The sequence below is a fragment of the Nocardia nova NBRC 15556 genome, from assembly GCF_001613005.1.
In the GTDB taxonomy this organism is placed as follows: Bacteria; Actinomycetota; Actinomycetes; order Mycobacteriales; family Mycobacteriaceae; genus Nocardia; species Nocardia nova.
In genome coordinates this window covers 1-16,674 of sequence record NZ_BDBN01000047.1, presented here as the reverse complement: position 1 = coordinate 16,674, position 16,674 = coordinate 1, and the positions used below count along the sequence as shown (strand labels likewise).

The 16,674-nt window shown below is 64.9% G+C and carries 14 protein-coding genes; all 14 read left to right on the top strand.

What is annotated here, in order from left to right; all coding sequences use genetic code 11:
• The first annotated feature begins 337 nt into the window (after window positions 1-337).
• Window positions 338-892 (top strand): 50S ribosomal protein L10, encoded by a 555-nt coding sequence (rplJ, locus tag NN2_RS19480; protein ID WP_030516278.1) that lies wholly within the window; start codon window positions 338-340, stop codon window positions 890-892.
• 75 nt (window positions 893-967) lie between these two features.
• Entirely contained in the window at window positions 968-1,354 is a 387-nt protein-coding gene (gene rplL, locus NN2_RS19475) for a 50S ribosomal protein L7/L12 (protein ID WP_063002280.1), read from the top strand.
• 235 nt (window positions 1,355-1,589) lie between these two features.
• A complete protein-coding gene (locus NN2_RS19470) occupies window positions 1,590-2,678 on the top strand; it encodes an ABC transporter ATP-binding protein (RefSeq protein ID WP_063015378.1) in 1,089 nt (362 codons plus the stop codon).
• 11 nt (window positions 2,679-2,689) lie between these two features.
• A complete protein-coding gene (locus tag NN2_RS19465; RefSeq protein ID WP_051025193.1) occupies window positions 2,690-3,484 on the top strand; it encodes an MlaE family ABC transporter permease in 795 nt (264 codons plus the stop codon).
• A gap of 41 nt (window positions 3,485-3,525) precedes the next feature.
• Window positions 3,526-4,353, top strand: a complete 828-nt coding sequence (locus tag NN2_RS19460) for an MlaE family ABC transporter permease (RefSeq protein WP_086006975.1) — start codon at window positions 3,526-3,528, stop codon at window positions 4,351-4,353.
• Window positions 4,354-4,435: 82 nt separating this feature from the next.
• Entirely contained in the window at window positions 4,436-5,791 is a 1,356-nt protein-coding gene (locus NN2_RS19455) for an MCE family protein (protein WP_030516283.1), read from the top strand.
• Window positions 5,788-6,867, top strand: a complete 1,080-nt coding sequence (locus NN2_RS19450; protein ID WP_174554990.1) for an MCE family protein — start codon at window positions 5,788-5,790, stop codon at window positions 6,865-6,867. The genes NN2_RS19455 and NN2_RS19450 overlap by 4 nt, the downstream gene beginning before the upstream one ends.
• Window positions 6,867-7,877: an MCE family protein gene (locus tag NN2_RS19445; RefSeq protein WP_063015377.1), complete on the top strand. Its 1,011-nt coding sequence runs from the start codon at window positions 6,867-6,869 to the stop codon at window positions 7,875-7,877. Before NN2_RS19450 ends, NN2_RS19445 begins: the two co-directional genes overlap by 1 nt.
• Window positions 7,877-9,163, top strand: coding sequence for an MCE family protein (locus NN2_RS19440; protein WP_081879585.1), 1,287 nt, complete (start codon window positions 7,877-7,879; stop codon window positions 9,161-9,163). Before NN2_RS19445 ends, NN2_RS19440 begins: the two co-directional genes overlap by 1 nt.
• A complete protein-coding gene (locus tag NN2_RS19435; RefSeq protein WP_082857112.1) occupies window positions 9,160-10,398 on the top strand; it encodes an MCE family protein in 1,239 nt (412 codons plus the stop codon). The genes NN2_RS19440 and NN2_RS19435 overlap by 4 nt, the downstream gene beginning before the upstream one ends.
• Window positions 10,395-11,636, top strand: a complete 1,242-nt coding sequence (locus tag NN2_RS19430) for an MCE family protein (RefSeq protein ID WP_063015376.1) — start codon at window positions 10,395-10,397, stop codon at window positions 11,634-11,636. Before NN2_RS19435 ends, NN2_RS19430 begins: the two co-directional genes overlap by 4 nt.
• A gap of 49 nt (window positions 11,637-11,685) precedes the next feature.
• The gene (locus NN2_RS19425) at window positions 11,686-12,417 is read left to right on the top strand and encodes a hypothetical protein (protein WP_082857111.1); all 732 of its coding nucleotides are present in this window, start codon (window positions 11,686-11,688) and stop codon (window positions 12,415-12,417) included.
• Between the two features lie 13 nt (window positions 12,418-12,430).
• Window positions 12,431-13,192: a hypothetical protein gene (locus NN2_RS19420; RefSeq protein WP_063015374.1), complete on the top strand. Its 762-nt coding sequence runs from the start codon at window positions 12,431-12,433 to the stop codon at window positions 13,190-13,192.
• Between the two features lie 508 nt (window positions 13,193-13,700).
• On the top strand, window positions 13,701-16,674 hold a 2,974-nt coding region (rpoB, locus tag NN2_RS19415), incomplete at its 3' end, for a DNA-directed RNA polymerase subunit beta (protein WP_063015417.1).

Here is a 16,674-nt window from a genome sequence, read left to right as displayed (position 1 = left end):
AGACGGCCGATTTTGGGTTTCAGCTGCTCATCCGCTATTCTGTACTGCGGTCGCTGACCAGTTCGGCGATCACCCCCAATCGTTCTACCGAAGACCGTTGGTTGCTGCCGTCAGGCAGTCGAAGGTCCGGCGATATTGCCGGCGGCCCACGCAGGGAGAGCCGAGGTGAGGGACGACATATGAGCCCGTGTGTTCATGTCGAGTTTCCTGTGCGCCCCGGGACCACTCTGCGTCCGGGGCGTTTGCTTTGTCGCCGGGTCGACGTAGCCTCCCCGGGCCCAGCCTCCGTGAGTCGGTAGTTCATCGCAGAACCGACCATCCAGAGAGGAGGCGAAGTATGGCGAAACCAGAGAAGGTCACCGCGGTCGCGGAGATCACCGAGCAGTTCAAGAGCGCTACGGCCACCGTGGTCACGGAATACCGTGGTCTGTCGGTCGGCAGCCTCACCCAGCTGCGTCGTGCGCTGGGCAGCAATGCCACCTACTCCGTCGCCAAGAACACCCTGGTCAAGCGTGCGGCCGCCGAGGCGGGCGTCGAAGGCCTGGATGACTTGTTCGTCGGTCCGACCGCGATCACCTTCATCACCGGTGAGCCGGTCGACGCCGCCAAGGCCCTGAAGACCTTCGCCAAGGACAACAAGGCGCTGGTCATCAAGGGTGGCTACATGGACGGCGCCCCGCTGTCGGTCTCCGAGGTCGAGCGCATCGCCGACCTGGAGTCGCGCGAGGTGCTGCTGGCCAAGCTGGCCGGCGCCATGAAGGGCAACCTGACCAAGGCGGCCGGCTTGTTCGCCGCGCCGGCCGGCCAGGTGGCTCGCCTGTTCGCCGCGCTCGAGGACAAGCAGCGCGCCGCGGGCGGTGCCGAGGCGGCTCCCGCCGCCGACGCCGAATAAGCCGACACGAACAAGTCGACAAACCAACTCTTATCTCCCCGCCGACGCGGGGATGAACTACCGAAAGGAAACACCATGGCCAACGTGGACGAGCTGCTCGAGACCATCGGCAACATGACCCTGCTGGAGCTCTCGGACTTCGTCAAGAAGTTCGAGGAGAAGTTCGAGGTCACCGCCGCCGCTCCGGTCGCGGTTGCCGCTGTCGCCGGTGGCGCTGCCGCCGGTGGCGCCGAGGCCGCCGAGGAGCAGGACGAGTTCGACGTCATCCTCGAGGGTGCCGGCGACAAGAAGATCCAGGTCATCAAGGTCGTGCGCGAGATCGTCTCCGGCCTGGGCCTGAAGGAAGCCAAGGACCTGGTCGAGGGTGCCCCGAAGCCGATCCTGGAGAAGGTCGCCAAGGACGCCGCCGACGCCGCCAAGGCCAAGCTGGAAGAGGCCGGCGCGAAGGTTTCCGTCAAGTAATTGCGGTAATCGAGTCCGGAAAAGAGCGGTCCCGTTGCGGGGCCGCTCTTTTCGCATTTTCGTGGTGAATGTTGTGGACCGCCGCGACCAGCTCATTACCGTCGACATTTCTACCGACCAGTCAGGTAGGGTGTCCTGCACCAGCGGCATGCGATACAGTGGCCGCACCCCAGTGTGACGCGTCACACCGCGCTGAAATACGGTGACGCGGCCATGGGCGCTCGTCAGAAGAAATATGGAGGTCGGCGTGGGCGTCGAAGTCAGGACCGAAGGTGTTACGAAATCTTTCGGGTCCCAGCGGATTTGGCAGGATGTCACTCTGACTCTGCCCACGGGGGAAGTCAGCGCTCTGCTCGGCCCCTCCGGTACCGGTAAGTCGGTGTTCCTGAAGTCGCTGATCGGTCTGCTGCGCCCCGAGCGCGGCTCGATCTACATCGACGGCACCGACATCACCACCTGCTCCAACAAGGAGCTCTACGAGATCCGCAAGTTGTTCGGCGTTCTGTTCCAGGACGGCGCGCTGTTCGGTTCGATGAACCTGTTCGACAACGTGGCCTTCCCGCTGCGCGAGCACACCAAGAAGAGCGAATCCGAGATCAAGCAGATCGTGATGGAGAAGCTCGAGCTGACCGGTCTGCTCGGCGCCGAAGGCAAACTGCCCGGTGAGATCTCCGGTGGTATGCGCAAGCGTGCCGGCCTGGCCCGCGCGCTGGTGCTGGACCCGCAGATCATCCTCGTCGACGAGCCGGACTCCGGTCTGGACCCGGTGCGTACGACCTATCTGTCGCAGCTGCTGATCGACATCAACGCGCAGATCGACGCGACGATTCTGATCGTTACCCACAACATCAACCTGGCTCGTAGCGTGCCCGACAACATCGGCATGCTCTTCCGCCGCCAGCTCGTCATGTTCGGTCCCCGCGAGGTGCTCCTGACGTCGGAGGAGCCGGTGGTGAAGCAGTTCCTCAACGGCCGCATGGTCGGTCCGATCGGTATGTCGGAGGAGAAGGACGAGGCCCAGATGGCGCGCGAGCAGGCGCTCGCCGACGCCGGCCACTACGACAACGGCACCGAGGAAATCGAGGGCATCATCCCGCAGATGAAGGCCACCCCGGGCATGCCTGTGCGCCAGGCCGTGGAACGCCGCCGCCGCCGCGTACTCGAGATCATGCACACCCTGCCGCATTCCGCGCAGGTGGCGATCCGTGAGTCGATGGAAGAGAACGGCGATACACAAGTCCTTCCGGCGTATACGGGTAACGGTCCGCAATATCAGGGCGGCACGTACGACACCACCGTGCGTCACGACACAACCAACGGGTAACATACGCAACCGTGAATCAACCCCTGGCACGGCTGCGCACTCCGGTCGAGTCGGGATTTGCGCAGGCCGGCAATATTTTTGCGCTGCTCATTTCCGTGGCACGCAACACCCTGCGCCGGCCTTTCCAATGGCGTGAGTTTATTGAGCAGTCGTGGTTCATCGCGAGTGTCTCGATCCTGCCCGCCGCACTGGTGGCAATCCCGTTCGGCGCCGTTGTGGCATTGCAGACCGGTTCACTTATCAAGCAGCTCGGTGCTGAATCGTTCACCGGCGCAACCAGTGTGCTGGCAACTGTGCAGCAGGCCGCGCCCGTCGTCACCGCGCTGATCATCGCCGGTGCCGCGGGTTCGGCCGTTGCTGCCGACCTCGGCTCCCGCACCATCCGCGAAGAGATCGACGCGATGGAGGTGCTCGGCATCGATCCGGTGCAGCGCCTCGTCGTGCCGCGCGTGCTCGGCATGATGCTGGTGGCGCTGTTGCTCAACGGCCTGGTCTCGGTGGTCGGCATCTGCGGTGGATATTTCTTCAATGTGTTGCTGCAGGGCGGAACTCCCGGCGCCTACCTGGCGTCGTTCTCCGCGCTGGCGCAGCTCCCGGACCTCTGGATCGGTGAATTCAAGGCACTCATCTTCGGACTGCTCGCGGGCGTGATCGCCGCATACAAAGGTTTGAATCCCAAGGGGGGACCGAAAGGTGTTGGTGACGCGGTGAATCAATCCGTGGTGATCACCTTCCTGGTGCTCTTCTTCGTCAATCTGCTTTTGACGTTGGTGTACCTGCAGGTTGTCCCGGCCAAGGGTTCGTGACGATGGTTGTTTCCCAGCGTTCTCCGATCTTTTCGAGGCGGATGCGCCGAGTAGGCGCTGCGCTCAAGTCGCCGGTGAACGTCATCGATCGCGCGGGCGATCAGATGTCGTTCTATTCCAAGGCGATCGCGTGGATTCCGCGCACGGTCGTGCATTACCGCAAGGAGGTCATGCGGCTGCTGGCCGAGGTGACCTTCGGTTCGGGTGCACTCGCGGTCATCGGCGGCACCATCGGCGTCGTGGTGATGATGTCGGCCTCGGTCGGTGTGGTCGTCGGCCTGCAGGGCTTCAAAGCGCTCGACGCCCTGGGCAGTTCGGTGCTCACCGGCTTCCTGACCGGCTACATCAATACTCGCGAATTGGCGCCGCTGGTCGCGGCATTGGCGTTGTCGGCGACGGTCGGCTGTGGTTTCACCGCGCAATTGGGTGCGATGCGAATTTCCGAGGAAATCGACGCGCTCGAGGTGATGGCGGTACCCGGCGTTCCGTTCCTGGTGACCACACGCGTGATCGCCGGATTCGTCGCGGTCATTCCGCTCTACATCGTCGGCCTGCTCGGCACGTTCATAGCGTCCAGGCAGATCAGCGTGTGGTTCAACGGGCAATCCACGGGATCGTACGACCACTATTTCGGTCTGTTCCTGCCACCCGAGGACGTGCTGTATTCGTTCGTGAAGGTGCTGGTGTTCGCCTTCGTGATCATCCTGATCCATTGCTATTACGGCTTCAACGCCACCGGCGGACCGGCCGGCGTGGGCGTGGCCGTGGGCCGCGCGGTGCGTGCGTCGATCGTGCTGGTGAACATCCTCGACTTCTTCCTCAGCCTGGCGATCTGGGGTACGACGACAACAGTGCGGGTCGCGGGATGAGCGGACAGGGCCGCGGCGCGACCGACGGGTTCGGAGGCGGCAGCGTGCGTAACCACGCAGAACGGTCCCGAAAGGTGGGAGCATGAGCGCGCGCAGTGTGCAATTCTGGCGCTCTACCGAGAAACTCCGCATCCGCACGCTGGGCATCGTGTTCTTCGTGGTGATGGCGCTGTTTCTCGGTACGACGATCGCGTCCTACAACAAGGTGTGGGTCAAGGTCGTCAAGGTGGATCTGATCACCGATACCGTCGGAAACGCATTGACCCGCAACGCGGATGTGAAAGTCCGCGGGGTCAATGTCGGCGAGGTGCGGTCCAGTGAATCCGCGAACGGCAAGGTGACGCTGCACCTGGCGATCGATCCGGACAAGGCCTCGAAGATCCCGTCCAATGTGACGGCCCGGCTGCTGCCGAAGACCCTGTTCGGTGAGCGTTATGTCGACCTGGTCTGGCCCGAGCAGCCCAGCCCGAAGCATCTGCAGGCGGGGATGACGCTGTACCAGGACGCCAGCGGCAACGCGGTCGAGGTGAGCCAGCTGCTGGATTCGATCATGCCGCTGCTGCAGGCGATTCCGCCGCAGTATCTGGCCTCGACGCTGGGCGCGCTCTCGCAGGCGCTGGGCGGTCAGGGTGAGGAACTGGGCCACACCATCGATCGGCTGGACGACATCTTCCGCGATATCAACGGCGTGATGCCGCAGCTGCAGGACGACATCCACACCTTCGCGACGGTCGCCGACACCTATTCGGACGCGTTGCCGCAGCTGGTGGATGCCTTCGACAATCTGCGCACGCTGAATGCCACCATCGTGCAGAAGCGTTCGCAGTTGGACACGCTGTACTCGGTCCTGACCCCGACGTCGTCGAAGACCGCCGACTTCCTGACGGCCAACCACGACAACATCATCGACATCGCGGCCGATTCGCGGGGCGCGCTGGAACTGCTGGCGACGTACTCGCCGGAATACGCCTGCACGATGAAGAACTTCGCGCAGCTGAAGCCGCGCATCGACAACATCTTCGGCAAGGGCACCGATACCCCGGGCTCGCGCGTGACGATCGAGATCACCAACCCGCGTGGTCGTTATCTGCCGAATCAGGACGAGCCGCGCTGGCTGGACACGAATCGGCCGCCGGCATGTTTCCCCGAATATCCGCTGGGCGTGGACCCCGGTCAGTACCCGACCGGATCGGCCAACGACGGCTCTTACCAGCCGCCGACCCGCAATCCGGGCGACCAGAACATCGGTCAGCTGCCCCCGGCACAGTTCTCGGTCTACGGCGCGCAGAGCGCGACGAGTATGGGTTCGCCCGCCGAACAGCACACTCTGGGTGCGATCTACGGTGCGGCGAACGGGGTTTCGCCCGATCAGGTGCCCGGCTGGGTGAGCCGGATCGGCGCCCCCGCGATGCGTGGAAGTGAGGTGAGTGTGCGATGAAGGCAAAGTTGCGTGGTCTGGGCGGACCCCTGACCAAACTGGGCATCTTCGTGCTCGTGACAGTGCTCGCGACCGCGTTCCTGGCGCTCACCATCGCCAACTATTCCGGCGGCGGCACCGAGTTCAAGGCGCGGTTCAGTGATGTGACGTCGCTGAACAAGGGCGACGAGGTGCGCATCGCCGGTGTACGGGTCGGCAAGGTGACCAAGGTGTCGGTCGTCGACCGCAGCCTGGCCGAGGTGCATTTCCAGCTCACCGACCGGGATTGGCTGCCCGCCTCCACCACCGCGACCATCCGCTACCGCAACCTCGTGGGACAGCGGTACATCGCGCTGGAGCAGGGCGCCGGCCAGCAGGGCCGCAAGATCACCGAGGGCGCCACGATTCCGCTGGAGCGGACCAAGCCCGCGCTGAATCTCACCACCCTGTTCAACGGTTTCCGGCCGCTGTTCCAGACGCTGTCGGCCGAGGACGTGAACAAGCTGTCCTACGAGATCATCCAGGTCTTCCAGGGTGAATCGGGCACGATCACCGATCTGGTGCGCAACACCGCGAGCCTGACGAACAAGATCGCCGACAAGGACGCCGTGATCGGCGAGATCGTCAAGAACCTCAACCAGGTGCTGGATGCGGTCAACGCCCGCGACGGACAGCTCAACGATCTGATCGTCAATACCGAGGCGCTGGTCAGCGGGCTCAATGCCGAACGCGGCACGATCGGCTCGGCGGTGCAGTCGCTGGGCAATCTCGCCTCGGCGACCGCCGATCTGCTGGTTCCCACCCGGCCGACCCTGCAGGGTTCGATCGCCGGTCTGAACCAGTTGACCGGGACGCTGAACGATCGCTCCGGCGAGGTGAACCAGGCACTGGAGAATCTGCCGATCAAGATGGAGAAACTGGGCCGGGCGGCCAGCTACGGCTCGTGGTTCCAGTTCTATCTCTGCGGTATCGATATCGTCGCCGGCCCCGGGGTACAGGATGCGCCGCAATTGAACCTGCCGGCCCAGATGCCGACAGTGAATCAGCCGGTCTACACCAACCCGGCGCCGCGCTGTCACGGGAAGGGTGGCCGCTGATGGAAGACCGGGTTCTCTTCGGCAGGCGCAGCCCGGCGTTCATGGGCGGGCTCGGCCTGTTCATGGTGCTGCTGGTCGCGCTGTCGGCGTTCTTCTTGGACAAGCTGCCGATCATCGGCGCGAGCACCAGCTACACCGCGGAATTCTCCGAGGCGGCGGGCCTGAAAAAGGGTAACGAGGTTCGCATCGCGGGCGTGAAGGTCGGCGATGTGTCCGATGTGCGCCTGGACGGCGACCGCGTGCTGGTCGACTTCCGGACCAAGGACGCGTGGATCGGCGATGCCACCACCGCGTCCATCCAGATCAAGACCCTGCTCGGGCAGAAGTATCTGGCGCTGGATCCCAAGGGTTCCCACCCGGCCGATCCGGACAAGCGAATCCCGTTGTCGCGCACGGTTTCTCCGTACGATGTGGTCGAAGCCTTCAGCGACGCCGCGTCGAGTATCGAGAAGACCGACACCGCGCAGCTGGCCACCAGCTTCCGGGTGCTCTCGGATGCGTTCTCCGGCACCCCGCCGGAGATCCGCGGCTCGATCGACGGCGTCGCCCGGTTGTCGGAGACGCTGGCCAAGCGCGACGAAGAGCTCAAGCACCTGTTCAACGCGACCAACAAGACCACCAAGGTGCTCGCCGATCGCAACGAGCAGTTCGAGCGGTTGCTGGCCAACGGCGGTCAGCTGCTGGCCGAGTTGAACGTCCGCCAGCAGGCCATCTCGCAGCTGCTCAACGGAGCGAAAACCGTTGCCGCCGAATTGAGTGCGCTGGTGCACGACAACGAGCAGCAGATCGGTCCGGCGCTGACCAATCTGAAGAAGTCCATCGACATGCTCAACGACAATCAGCAGAACATCTCCAAGACGCTGAAGCTGGCGGCGCCGTTCTACGGCCTGTACGCCAACGTGCTGGGTAACGGGCGCTGGTTCGACGCGGTGATCGTCAACCTGATCCCGCCGGCGCTGCCGGAGATTCCGGGTAACCGCCCGCCGATCCGCACTCTGGGAGGCAACTGATGCAGGCTGCTCTCGGTAAGGGATCGCGCCGGGATCCGCTGACCGCGATCCGGGAATCCGGCCGCGGCACCAAGATCGCTCTCGCCCTCGGCACGGTCGCCGTGGTGGTCCTCGCCGGTGTGCTGTGGTGGGTGTTCAGCAGTTACAACACCACCAAGATCACCGCCTACTTCGACAAGTCGATCGGCATCTACGAGGGCTCCGAGGTGCGCATCCTCGGTGTCCCGGTGGGCAAGGTCGATTCGGTGACGCCGCAGGGCGATCAGGTGAAGGTCACCATGCACGTCGACCGGAAATACGACATTCCGGCCGACGCCAAGGCCGCTCAGATCACGCCGTCGGTGGTGTCGGACCGCTACATCCAGCTCACGCCCGTCTACAAGGGCGGGCCGAAGATGCCGCGCAACGCCACCATCCCGCGCGACCGCACGGCGACCCCGGTCGAGGTCGACCGGCTGTACAAGAGCATCCAGGAACTGTCGGATGCGTTGGGGCCCAACGGCGCCAACAAGGACGGCGCGGTGAACGAGCTGGTCCGCACCGGTGCGGCGAATCTGACCGGAAACGGCGACGCGCTGGCCAACAGCCTGACCCAGCTCTCGCACGCCGCCCGGTATCTGTCCGATGCCCGTGGTGACATCTTCGACACGATCAAGAATCTGCAGGTCTTCGTGCACACCCTGGCGGTCAACGACCAGCAGGTGCGCGAATTCAACACGCAGCTGGCGGATCTGGCCGGATTCCTCTCCGGTGAGCGGGAAAACCTCGGGCAGGCACTGAATCTGCTGTCGATCGCCCTCGGCGATGTCGCCCGGTTCATCGACAACAACCGGGATCTGGTGGCCGACAACGCCGACGCGCTGACCAAGCTGACCCAGACGCTGGCCGACCAGCGCCAGGATGTGGCGAACGCGCTGCCGGTGCTGCCGCTGGCGCTGAGCAACCTGATCAACATTCACAACGGTGAATCCGGCACGCTGGACATGCGTGCCAACTTCACCGATCTGCAGAACCCGTTCGGCGCCGTCTGCAAGATGCTCGACCTCGGCCAATTGCGGCCGGGCGACCCGAAATTCGATGCGATCAGCCGGCAGATGCGCCCGATTCTGGATCAGTGCAAGGTGATCACCGATCAGATCAAGGACGGTGTGCAGACGCCGTCGCTGGTGTTGCCGTTCGGCATCCTCAGCGGTGAGAACATCCAGAAGACCCCGGCTCCCGGCAGCGTGCCGGGCACCCCGTCGGACCGGCAGCCGCCGTCGCAGCAGGAAGGTGGCCAGCGATGACGCCCTTCGCATTCCGCAGGACGGCCCGCGGACTGGGTGCCGTCGCGGTGGTCGGCGTGACCGCGGTGCTGGTGGGTTCGTGCTCGTCGGACGGTATCTACAGCGTGCCGCTGCCCGGCGGCGCCGATGTGGGTGACCACCCGATGCATATCGACGTGCGCTTCGACGACGTGCTGGATCTGGTGCCGCAGTCGGCGGTCAAGGTCGAGGGTGTGCCGGTGGGGCGGGTGGAGTCCATCGACGTCGCCCCGGACGGCTGGACCGCCAGCGTGCACACGGTGGTCAACTCGTCGGTGAAGCTGCCCGCCAACGCGCACGCCGAGGTGCGGCAGTCCAATCTGCTCGGTGAGAAATTCGTCGAGTTGTCCGCGCCGAAGGACGAGGCCTCGCCCGATCGGTTGAAGGACGGCGCGGTCATCCCCGTCGACCGGACCCGGCACGCGGTCGAGATCGAACAGGTTCTCGGTGCGCTGTCGCTGCTGCTCAACGGTGGTGGCGTGGCGCAGCTGCAGCCCATCGTGGTGGAACTGAACAAGGCGCTGGCCGGCCGGGAGAACCGGGTGCGGTCGCTGCTGGATCAGGCCGACACCCTCATCGACGGCCTCAACCAGCAGGTTGCCGATATCCAGCACGCGCTCGACAGCCTGGGCACGTTGTCCAGCCGGGTGGGGCAGCAGTCCGATCAGATCGGCAAGATCCTCGACGAGCTGCCGGCCGGTATCAAGATTCTCGACGAGCAGCGGCCGCAGCTGATCGGCTTGCTGAAGCAGCTCGACCGGGTCGGTCAGGCGGGCGTCGACGTGCTGGACCGGTCCAAGGACAACCTGATCCGCGATCTGCAGTCGCTGCGGCCGACGCTGCAGGAGCTGGGCCGTTCGGCGCCGGATCTGGTGACCGCCTTCCCCCTCATTCCGACTTACCCGTTCCCGGACGAGGCGATCAAATCGACCTTCGGTGGTTCGGTGAACACCTGGCTGTCGGTGGACACGCAGATCGGCGTCCTGATGTCGAATCTCGGTGTGGGCAAACCGGATCCGGTGTACATCCCGCCGAAGTACGGGCCGCCGGTGCCGGTGGATCCGACCAATCCGTATTACAACGGCAACGGCCCGCGGCCGGGCTGGCCGACGGTATCGCTGGTGCCGCTGCCGCCGACCGTGGTGGCGCCGGCCCCGGCCAAGCCGGGTGACCCGATCGGGTCGATTCTGGATCAGTTGGGAGTGAAGCCACGATGAGTAGATTGGTGCGCTACCAGCTGGTCGCCTTCGCGGTGATCGCCGTGCTCGGCGTGGTGTTCGTCGGCGCGAAGTACATCCACCTCGACCACATGCTCGGCTTCGGCCAGTACCAGGTGAAGGTGAAGGCGAAGACCACCGCCAACCTGTCCAAGGGCGCCGAGGTGACCTATCGCGGTGTGCCGGTCGGGCGGGTGGACTCGCTCGATGTCACCCCCGACGGCGTGATGATCTATCTGGAGCTGGATTCCGGGAAGCCGAAGGTCCCGGCCGGCGCCAAGGCCGTGATCGCCAACCGCTCGGCGATCGGTGAGCAGTACATGGATCTGGTGCCGGATACGGCGAAGGGTCCCTACCTGCGCGACGGTTCGGTCATCGACGGGGCCGAGACCCCGATTCCGGTCGAGGATCTGCTCGCCAGCGTCAACCACTTCTCGAGCACGACGGATCTGACGGCGTTGAGCACGACCGTCACCGAACTCGGTAAGGCCTTCGACGGACAGGGCGACAACCTGCGCATCCTCGTCGATTCGCTGAACAAGTTCTCCCAGACGGGAATCGGGGCGCTGCCGCAGACCGTGCAGTTGATCCGGGACGCTCAGACCGTACTCGGCACGCAAGCCGATCAGTCTCCGGCGATCCGGACCTTCAGCGACGGCCTGGATCGGCTCGCGGTGCAGCTGCGGGCCAACGATCCCGATATCCGGCGGTTGATCGGCACGGGCGCCGACGCCGGCGACCAGATCGGCAAGCTGCTCGATCAGAGCGCGCAGCCGCTGACCACGGATCTGTCGAATCTGCGGCTGCTGCTGCAGGCGGTGTCGCCGCAGACCTACACGCTGAAGCCGCTGCTGCAGATGCTGCCGCTGCTGTCGGTCGGTGGTTCGGCGACCGCGCCCGGCGACGGTACGACCCACTTCGGCCTGGTGCTGGAAACCAACAACCCACCGGCCTGTACCGTCGGGTACGAGGGAACTCAGCGCATTCTCGACCAGATGAAGGCGCAGAACCCCAATTTTGACGACACCCGTGACGATTTCCCGTTCAACACGGACGCGAAATGCACGGTGCCGTTCGGAAGTCCGACCGACGTCCGCGGCGGCGCGCGTGCGCAGTACGCCGATCCGAATGTCCCGCAGCCGTGGGATTCCAAGCCCAAGACCGATCCGGACAAGCTCAACCTGAGCCCCGTCGCCATCCAGCTGGCCACTCTCATCGGAGTGACTCCGAAGCGGTGAGGCGGGCACGGAGGCAAGTCCGGAAAACCGACGACGCTAGGGTGTCGCTGTGAGTTCTGATCTGCCCAACCCCTCCTCGCAACCTGCGGTGGAGCCGCCGGACGATGCCGAAAAGGCGGTAGCTGATCCGTCGCCGGCCGCCGCCCGGCCCAGCTCCTCGACGCTACGCACGGTCGTGACCTCGGTCGCGGCGGTGTGGCTGGTGGCGGCCCTGGTGCTGGCGGCCTGGTTCGGCGCCGGCTGGGTGCGCGCGATGTGGTTCACCGACGGTCCGCGCGCCGATGCGCGCGATACCGCGCTGGATGCGGCCCGGCAGGCGGCGATCAACCTCACCTCGATGAATCCCAGCGATGTCGAGGGGTCGATCACCACCATGCGGTCCTCGATGACCGGCGACATGCTGACCCAGCTCAACGAGAACCACGACCGCATCAAGGATGCCGCCGAGAAGTCGAAGACCAAGATCGACAGCAAGGTGCTGGGCGCGGCGCTGAGCTCGCTGGACAGTGAGCGCGACAAGGCCTCGGCGATCGTGGTGCTGAAACTCACGCAGACCGCGCCCAACGTTCCGGTGCAGTCCTTCCGGGCCACCTGGACGCTGGATATGAAGAAGGACGGCGACACCTGGAAGGCCGAGCAGGCCAATTCGCTCGGCCAGCTGGTGTCGCTGGACACCCCCGGTCCCGCCGGGGCGGCACAGCCGCCCGCGAACGGAAACGCCGCGCCGACGCCGGCGCCCGCGAATCCGTCCCAGGCGCCCGCCCCCCAGCCGGGATCGTAGGAGAGGTACACCGATGGCATCCCGTCCGCCGATCAACAAGGTTTCCCCCCGGCTCACACCCGGCGATCGCTCGTCCGACGCCGCCGATCGCACGATCCGGCGTCGTGGCGCGGCCGATCGCGCCGCATCCGGCGGGAAGTCCGCCAAGCCCGCCGGTAAGTCCGCCAAAGCCAAATCACGCACCAAGACCGTGCGCGCGGGTGCCGCGGGCACCCGCCCGGCCCCGCCGGTGGCGTCGCGCCGGCCCCGGAAGTTGCCCCGCCCCGGTCGGTTGCCGCGGCCCGCATTGGCCACCTGGGGTCTGGCCGCGGGACTGATCGTGGCGAGCCTGCTGCTGACGGCGTTCGCCGTGGTCGCGGCCTTCAAGCCGGGGGTGGACGACGGCAACAAGGCCTTCGTCGACACCAAGGCCACCCAGGAAGTGACCGCAGCTGCCGACAACGCGCTCAAAACGGTCTATTCCTACGACGTGAAGACCGTCGGCGGCTACAAGGACGCCGTGCACAAGGTCGTCACCGGCAAGATGCGCGGCGATTTCGACAAATTCGCCGATACGACGATCTCCGCGATCCAGCAGGCGCAGTCGACCGCGCAGGCCACCCCCGATCCGATCGGTGTGACTTTGCTCACTGATGATCGGGCGGAACTGCTGGTGAATCTGACCGTCAGCGCGACCAAGAACGGCGCTCCGCAGGAGAGCGCCTCGGGTCCGATCGTGTTGCACATGCAGAAGGTGGACGGTCACTGGCTGGCGAGCGAGATCGCCGACCGTTGAGTGGCCCAGACGGATTCGGAAGTATGTTCGAGCCCGTCACCTGCGGAATCTTCCCAGCTCAGCGGCGGATATTCGCCCGCGTGACGGTGTGATTCGCCAGCGCCACAGGGGATCTCGCAGTTATCGAGGTGGTCTCGCCACTTGACGACTTACGTCCGAACCGTCACGCTATTCACAACAGCGGCAGCTGTGACAGGGTCGAGTACCCAGGTCGAGGCGCCGCCGGAGACTCGAACGCAGCCAGCGGAAGCGGGTCCGGCGCGCCGAACATCCGGAACTCGGTTCGGATGGTACTTTGACACCCCTTCTTCGTGGGTGTAGGTTTGGACTTTGCGCTGGCTGCCTCCTGTCCATTCCTTGATCGCATCACGAAAGTTCCACCGTTGAGGTGTTACTTCCGTTGTTTGCTGTTCGGGTTTTGTCCGGGTTGTAACCAGCAGAACTCGTAGCAGACAAGCGACGGTCGCTTGGTGTCTTGTACGTACAGGCACCGGGCGACGCGCGTGAGGTGCTGGAAGGACGCATCTTGGCAGTCTCCACCCAGACCAAGGCCGGTATTCCCGGAGCCCCGAAGCGGGTGTCTTTCGCGAAGATTCGTGAGCCCTTGGAGGTTCCGGACCTTCTCGATCTACAAACCGAATCGTTCGCGTGGCTGGTCGGTGCCCCCGATTGGCGTGAGCGGGCCATCGCCCGGGGCGACGCCAGCCCGGTCGGTGGGCTGGAGGAGGTGCTCGAGGAGCTCTCGCCGATCGAGGACTTCTCCGGTTCGATGTCCCTGTCCTTCTCCGATCCGCGCTTCGAAGAGGTCAAGGCCTCGATCGATGAGTGCAAGGACAAGGACATGACCTACGCGGCGCCGTTGTTCGTGACCGCGGAGTTCATCAACAACAACACCGGTGAGATCAAGTCTCAGACGGTCTTCATGGGTGATTTCCCGATGATGACCGACAAGGGCACGTTCATCATCAACGGCACCGAGCGCGTGGTCGTGTCGCAGTTGGTGCGTTCGCCGGGTGTGTACTTCGACGAGTCCATCGACAAGGGCACCGAGAAGACGCTGCACAGCGTCCGTGTCATCCCGTCGCGCGGTGCGTGGCTGGAATTCGATGTCGACAAGCGCGACACCGTCGGTGTGCGTATCGACCGCAAGCGTCGTCAGCCGGTCACCGTGCTGCTGAAGGCGCTGGGCATGACCACCGAGGAGATCACCGAGCGTTTCGGTTTCTCCGAGATCATGCTGTCGACCCTGGAGAAGGACAACACCGCCGGCCAGGACGAGGCGCTGCTCGACATCTACCGCAAGCTGCGTCCGGGCGAGCCGCCGACCAAGGAGTCCGCGCAGACCCTGCTGGAGAACCTGTTCTTCAAGGAGAAGCGCTACGACCTGGCTCGCGTCGGCCGCTACAAGGTCAACAAGAAGCTGGGCGTCAACGCCGGCGAGCCGATCACCGGTTCGACGCTGACCCGCGAGGACATCGTCGCCACCATCGAGTACCTGGTGCGTCTGCACCAGGGCGACAACTCGATGACCGTGCCCGGCGGCGTCGAGGTCCCCGTCGACGTCGACGATATCGACCACTTCGGCAACCGTCGCCTGCGTACCGTCGGCGAGCTGATCCAGAACCAGCTGCGCGTCGGCCTCTCGCGTATGGAGCGGGTCGTGCGTGAGCGCATGACCACCCAGGACGTCGAGGCCATCACCCCGCAGACCCTGATCAACATCCGCCCGATCACGGCGGCGATCCGGGAGTTCTTCGGCACCTCGCAGCTGTCGCAGTTCATGGACCAGAACAACCCGCTGTCGGGTCTGACCCACAAGCGTCGTCTGTCGGCGCTGGGCCCGGGTGGTCTGTCCCGTGAGCGCGCCGGCCTGGAAGTCCGCGACGTGCACCCCTCGCACTACGGCCGCATGTGCCCGATCGAGACCCCGGAAGGCCCGAACATCGGCCTGATCGGTTCGCTGTCGGTGTACGCGCGGGTCAACCCGTTCGGCTTCATCGAGACCCCCTACCGCAAGGTGGAGAACGGCCGCGTCACCGACGAGGTCAAGTACCTGACCGCCGACGAGGAGGACCGGCACGTCCGGGCCCAGGCGAACTCGCCCGTCGACGCCGACGGCAACTTCCTCGACGACCGCGTGCTCGCCCGCCGTGGTAACGAGGAGATGGAATTCGTCTCCCCGGCCGAGGTCGATTACATGGACGTCTCCCCGCGCCAGATGGTGTCGGTCGCGACCGCCATGATTCCGTTCCTCGAGCACGACGACGCCAACCGCGCCCTGATGGGTGCGAACATGCAGCGTCAGGCCGTGCCGCTGATCCGTTCCGAGTCGCCGCTGGTCGGCACCGGTATGGAGCTGCGTGCCGCGGTGGACGCCGGCGACGTCGTCGTCAACGAGAAGCCGGGTGTGGTGGAAGAGGTTTCGGCCGACTACATCACCGTCATGCACGACGACGGCACTCGTAAGAGCTACCGGATGCGGAAGTTCGCCCGCTCCAACCAGGGCACCTGCGCCAACCAGCGTCCGATCGTGGACGAGGGCCAGCGGGTCGAGCACGGCCAGGTTCTGGCCGACGGCCCGTGCACCGAGAACGGTGAGATGGCGTTGGGTAAGAACTTGTTGGTGGCGATCATGCCGTGGGAGGGTCACAACTACGAGGACGCGATCATTCTGTCGCAGCGTCTCGTGGAGGAGGACGTGCTGACCTCGATTCATATCGAGGAGCACGAGATCGACGCTCGCGACACCAAGCTCGGTGCCGAGGAGATCACTCGTGACATCCCGAACGTGTCGGATGAGGTGCTGGCGGATCTGGACGAGCGTGGCATCGTCCGCATCGGTGCCGAGGTGCGTGACGGTGACATCCTGGTCGGCAAGGTCACCCCGAAGGGTGAGACCGAGCTGACTCCCGAGGAGCGGTTGCTGCGTGCGATCTTCGGTGAGAAGGCCCGCGAGGTTCGCGACACCTCGTTGAAGGTGCCCCACGGTGAGTCGGGCAAGGTGATCGGTATTCGTGTGTTCTCGCGTGAGGACGACGACGATCTGCCTCCCGGCGTCAACGAACTCGTCCGCGTGTATGTGGCGCAGAAGCGCAAGATCCAGGACGGTGACAAGCTCGCCGGCCGTCACGGTAACAAGGGTGTGATCGGCAAGATCCTGCCGAAGGAGGATATGCCGTTCATGCCGGACGGCACTCCGGTCGACATCATCTTGAACACTCATGGTGTGCCGCGTCGTATGAACATCGGCCAGATCCTGGAAACACACCTCGGGTGGATCGCCAAAGCCGGCTGGCAGGTCGACGGCGCCGAATCCGGCAACCTGCCGGACTGGGCGAAGAACCTGCCCGAGGAGATGCTGGGTCAGGAAGCCGACACCAACATCGCGACCCCGGTGTTCGACGGTGCGCAGGAAGACGAGCTGACGGGTCTGCTGGGTTCCACCCTGCCGAACCGCGACGGCGAGACCATGGTCGACGCCA

What these genes read in the sequence shown, in the direction of transcription:
- NN2_RS19460 (WP_086006975.1), top strand. Translation starts at nt 3,526, where the DNA reads ATGCGCCGAGTAGGCGCTGCGCTCAAGTCGCCGGTGAACGTCATCGAT.
- NN2_RS19470 (WP_063015378.1), top strand. Translation starts at nt 1,590, where the DNA reads ATGGAGGTCGGCGTGGGCGTCGAAGTCAGGACCGAAGGTGTTACGAAA.
- rplJ (WP_030516278.1), top strand. Translation starts at nt 338, where the DNA reads ATGGCGAAACCAGAGAAGGTCACCGCGGTCGCGGAGATCACCGAGCAG.
- NN2_RS19450 (WP_174554990.1), top strand. Translation starts at nt 5,788, where the DNA reads ATGAAGGCAAAGTTGCGTGGTCTGGGCGGACCCCTGACCAAACTGGGC.
- NN2_RS19445 (WP_063015377.1), top strand. Translation starts at nt 6,867, where the DNA reads ATGGAAGACCGGGTTCTCTTCGGCAGGCGCAGCCCGGCGTTCATGGGC.
- NN2_RS19430 (WP_063015376.1), top strand. Translation starts at nt 10,395, where the DNA reads ATGAGTAGATTGGTGCGCTACCAGCTGGTCGCCTTCGCGGTGATCGCC.
- rplL (WP_063002280.1), top strand. Translation starts at nt 968, where the DNA reads ATGGCCAACGTGGACGAGCTGCTCGAGACCATCGGCAACATGACCCTG.
- NN2_RS19420 (WP_063015374.1), top strand. Translation starts at nt 12,431, where the DNA reads ATGGCATCCCGTCCGCCGATCAACAAGGTTTCCCCCCGGCTCACACCC.
- NN2_RS19440 (WP_081879585.1), top strand. Translation starts at nt 7,877, where the DNA reads ATGCAGGCTGCTCTCGGTAAGGGATCGCGCCGGGATCCGCTGACCGCG.
- NN2_RS19435 (WP_082857112.1), top strand. Translation starts at nt 9,160, where the DNA reads ATGACGCCCTTCGCATTCCGCAGGACGGCCCGCGGACTGGGTGCCGTC.
- NN2_RS19455 (WP_030516283.1), top strand. Translation starts at nt 4,436, where the DNA reads ATGAGCGCGCGCAGTGTGCAATTCTGGCGCTCTACCGAGAAACTCCGC.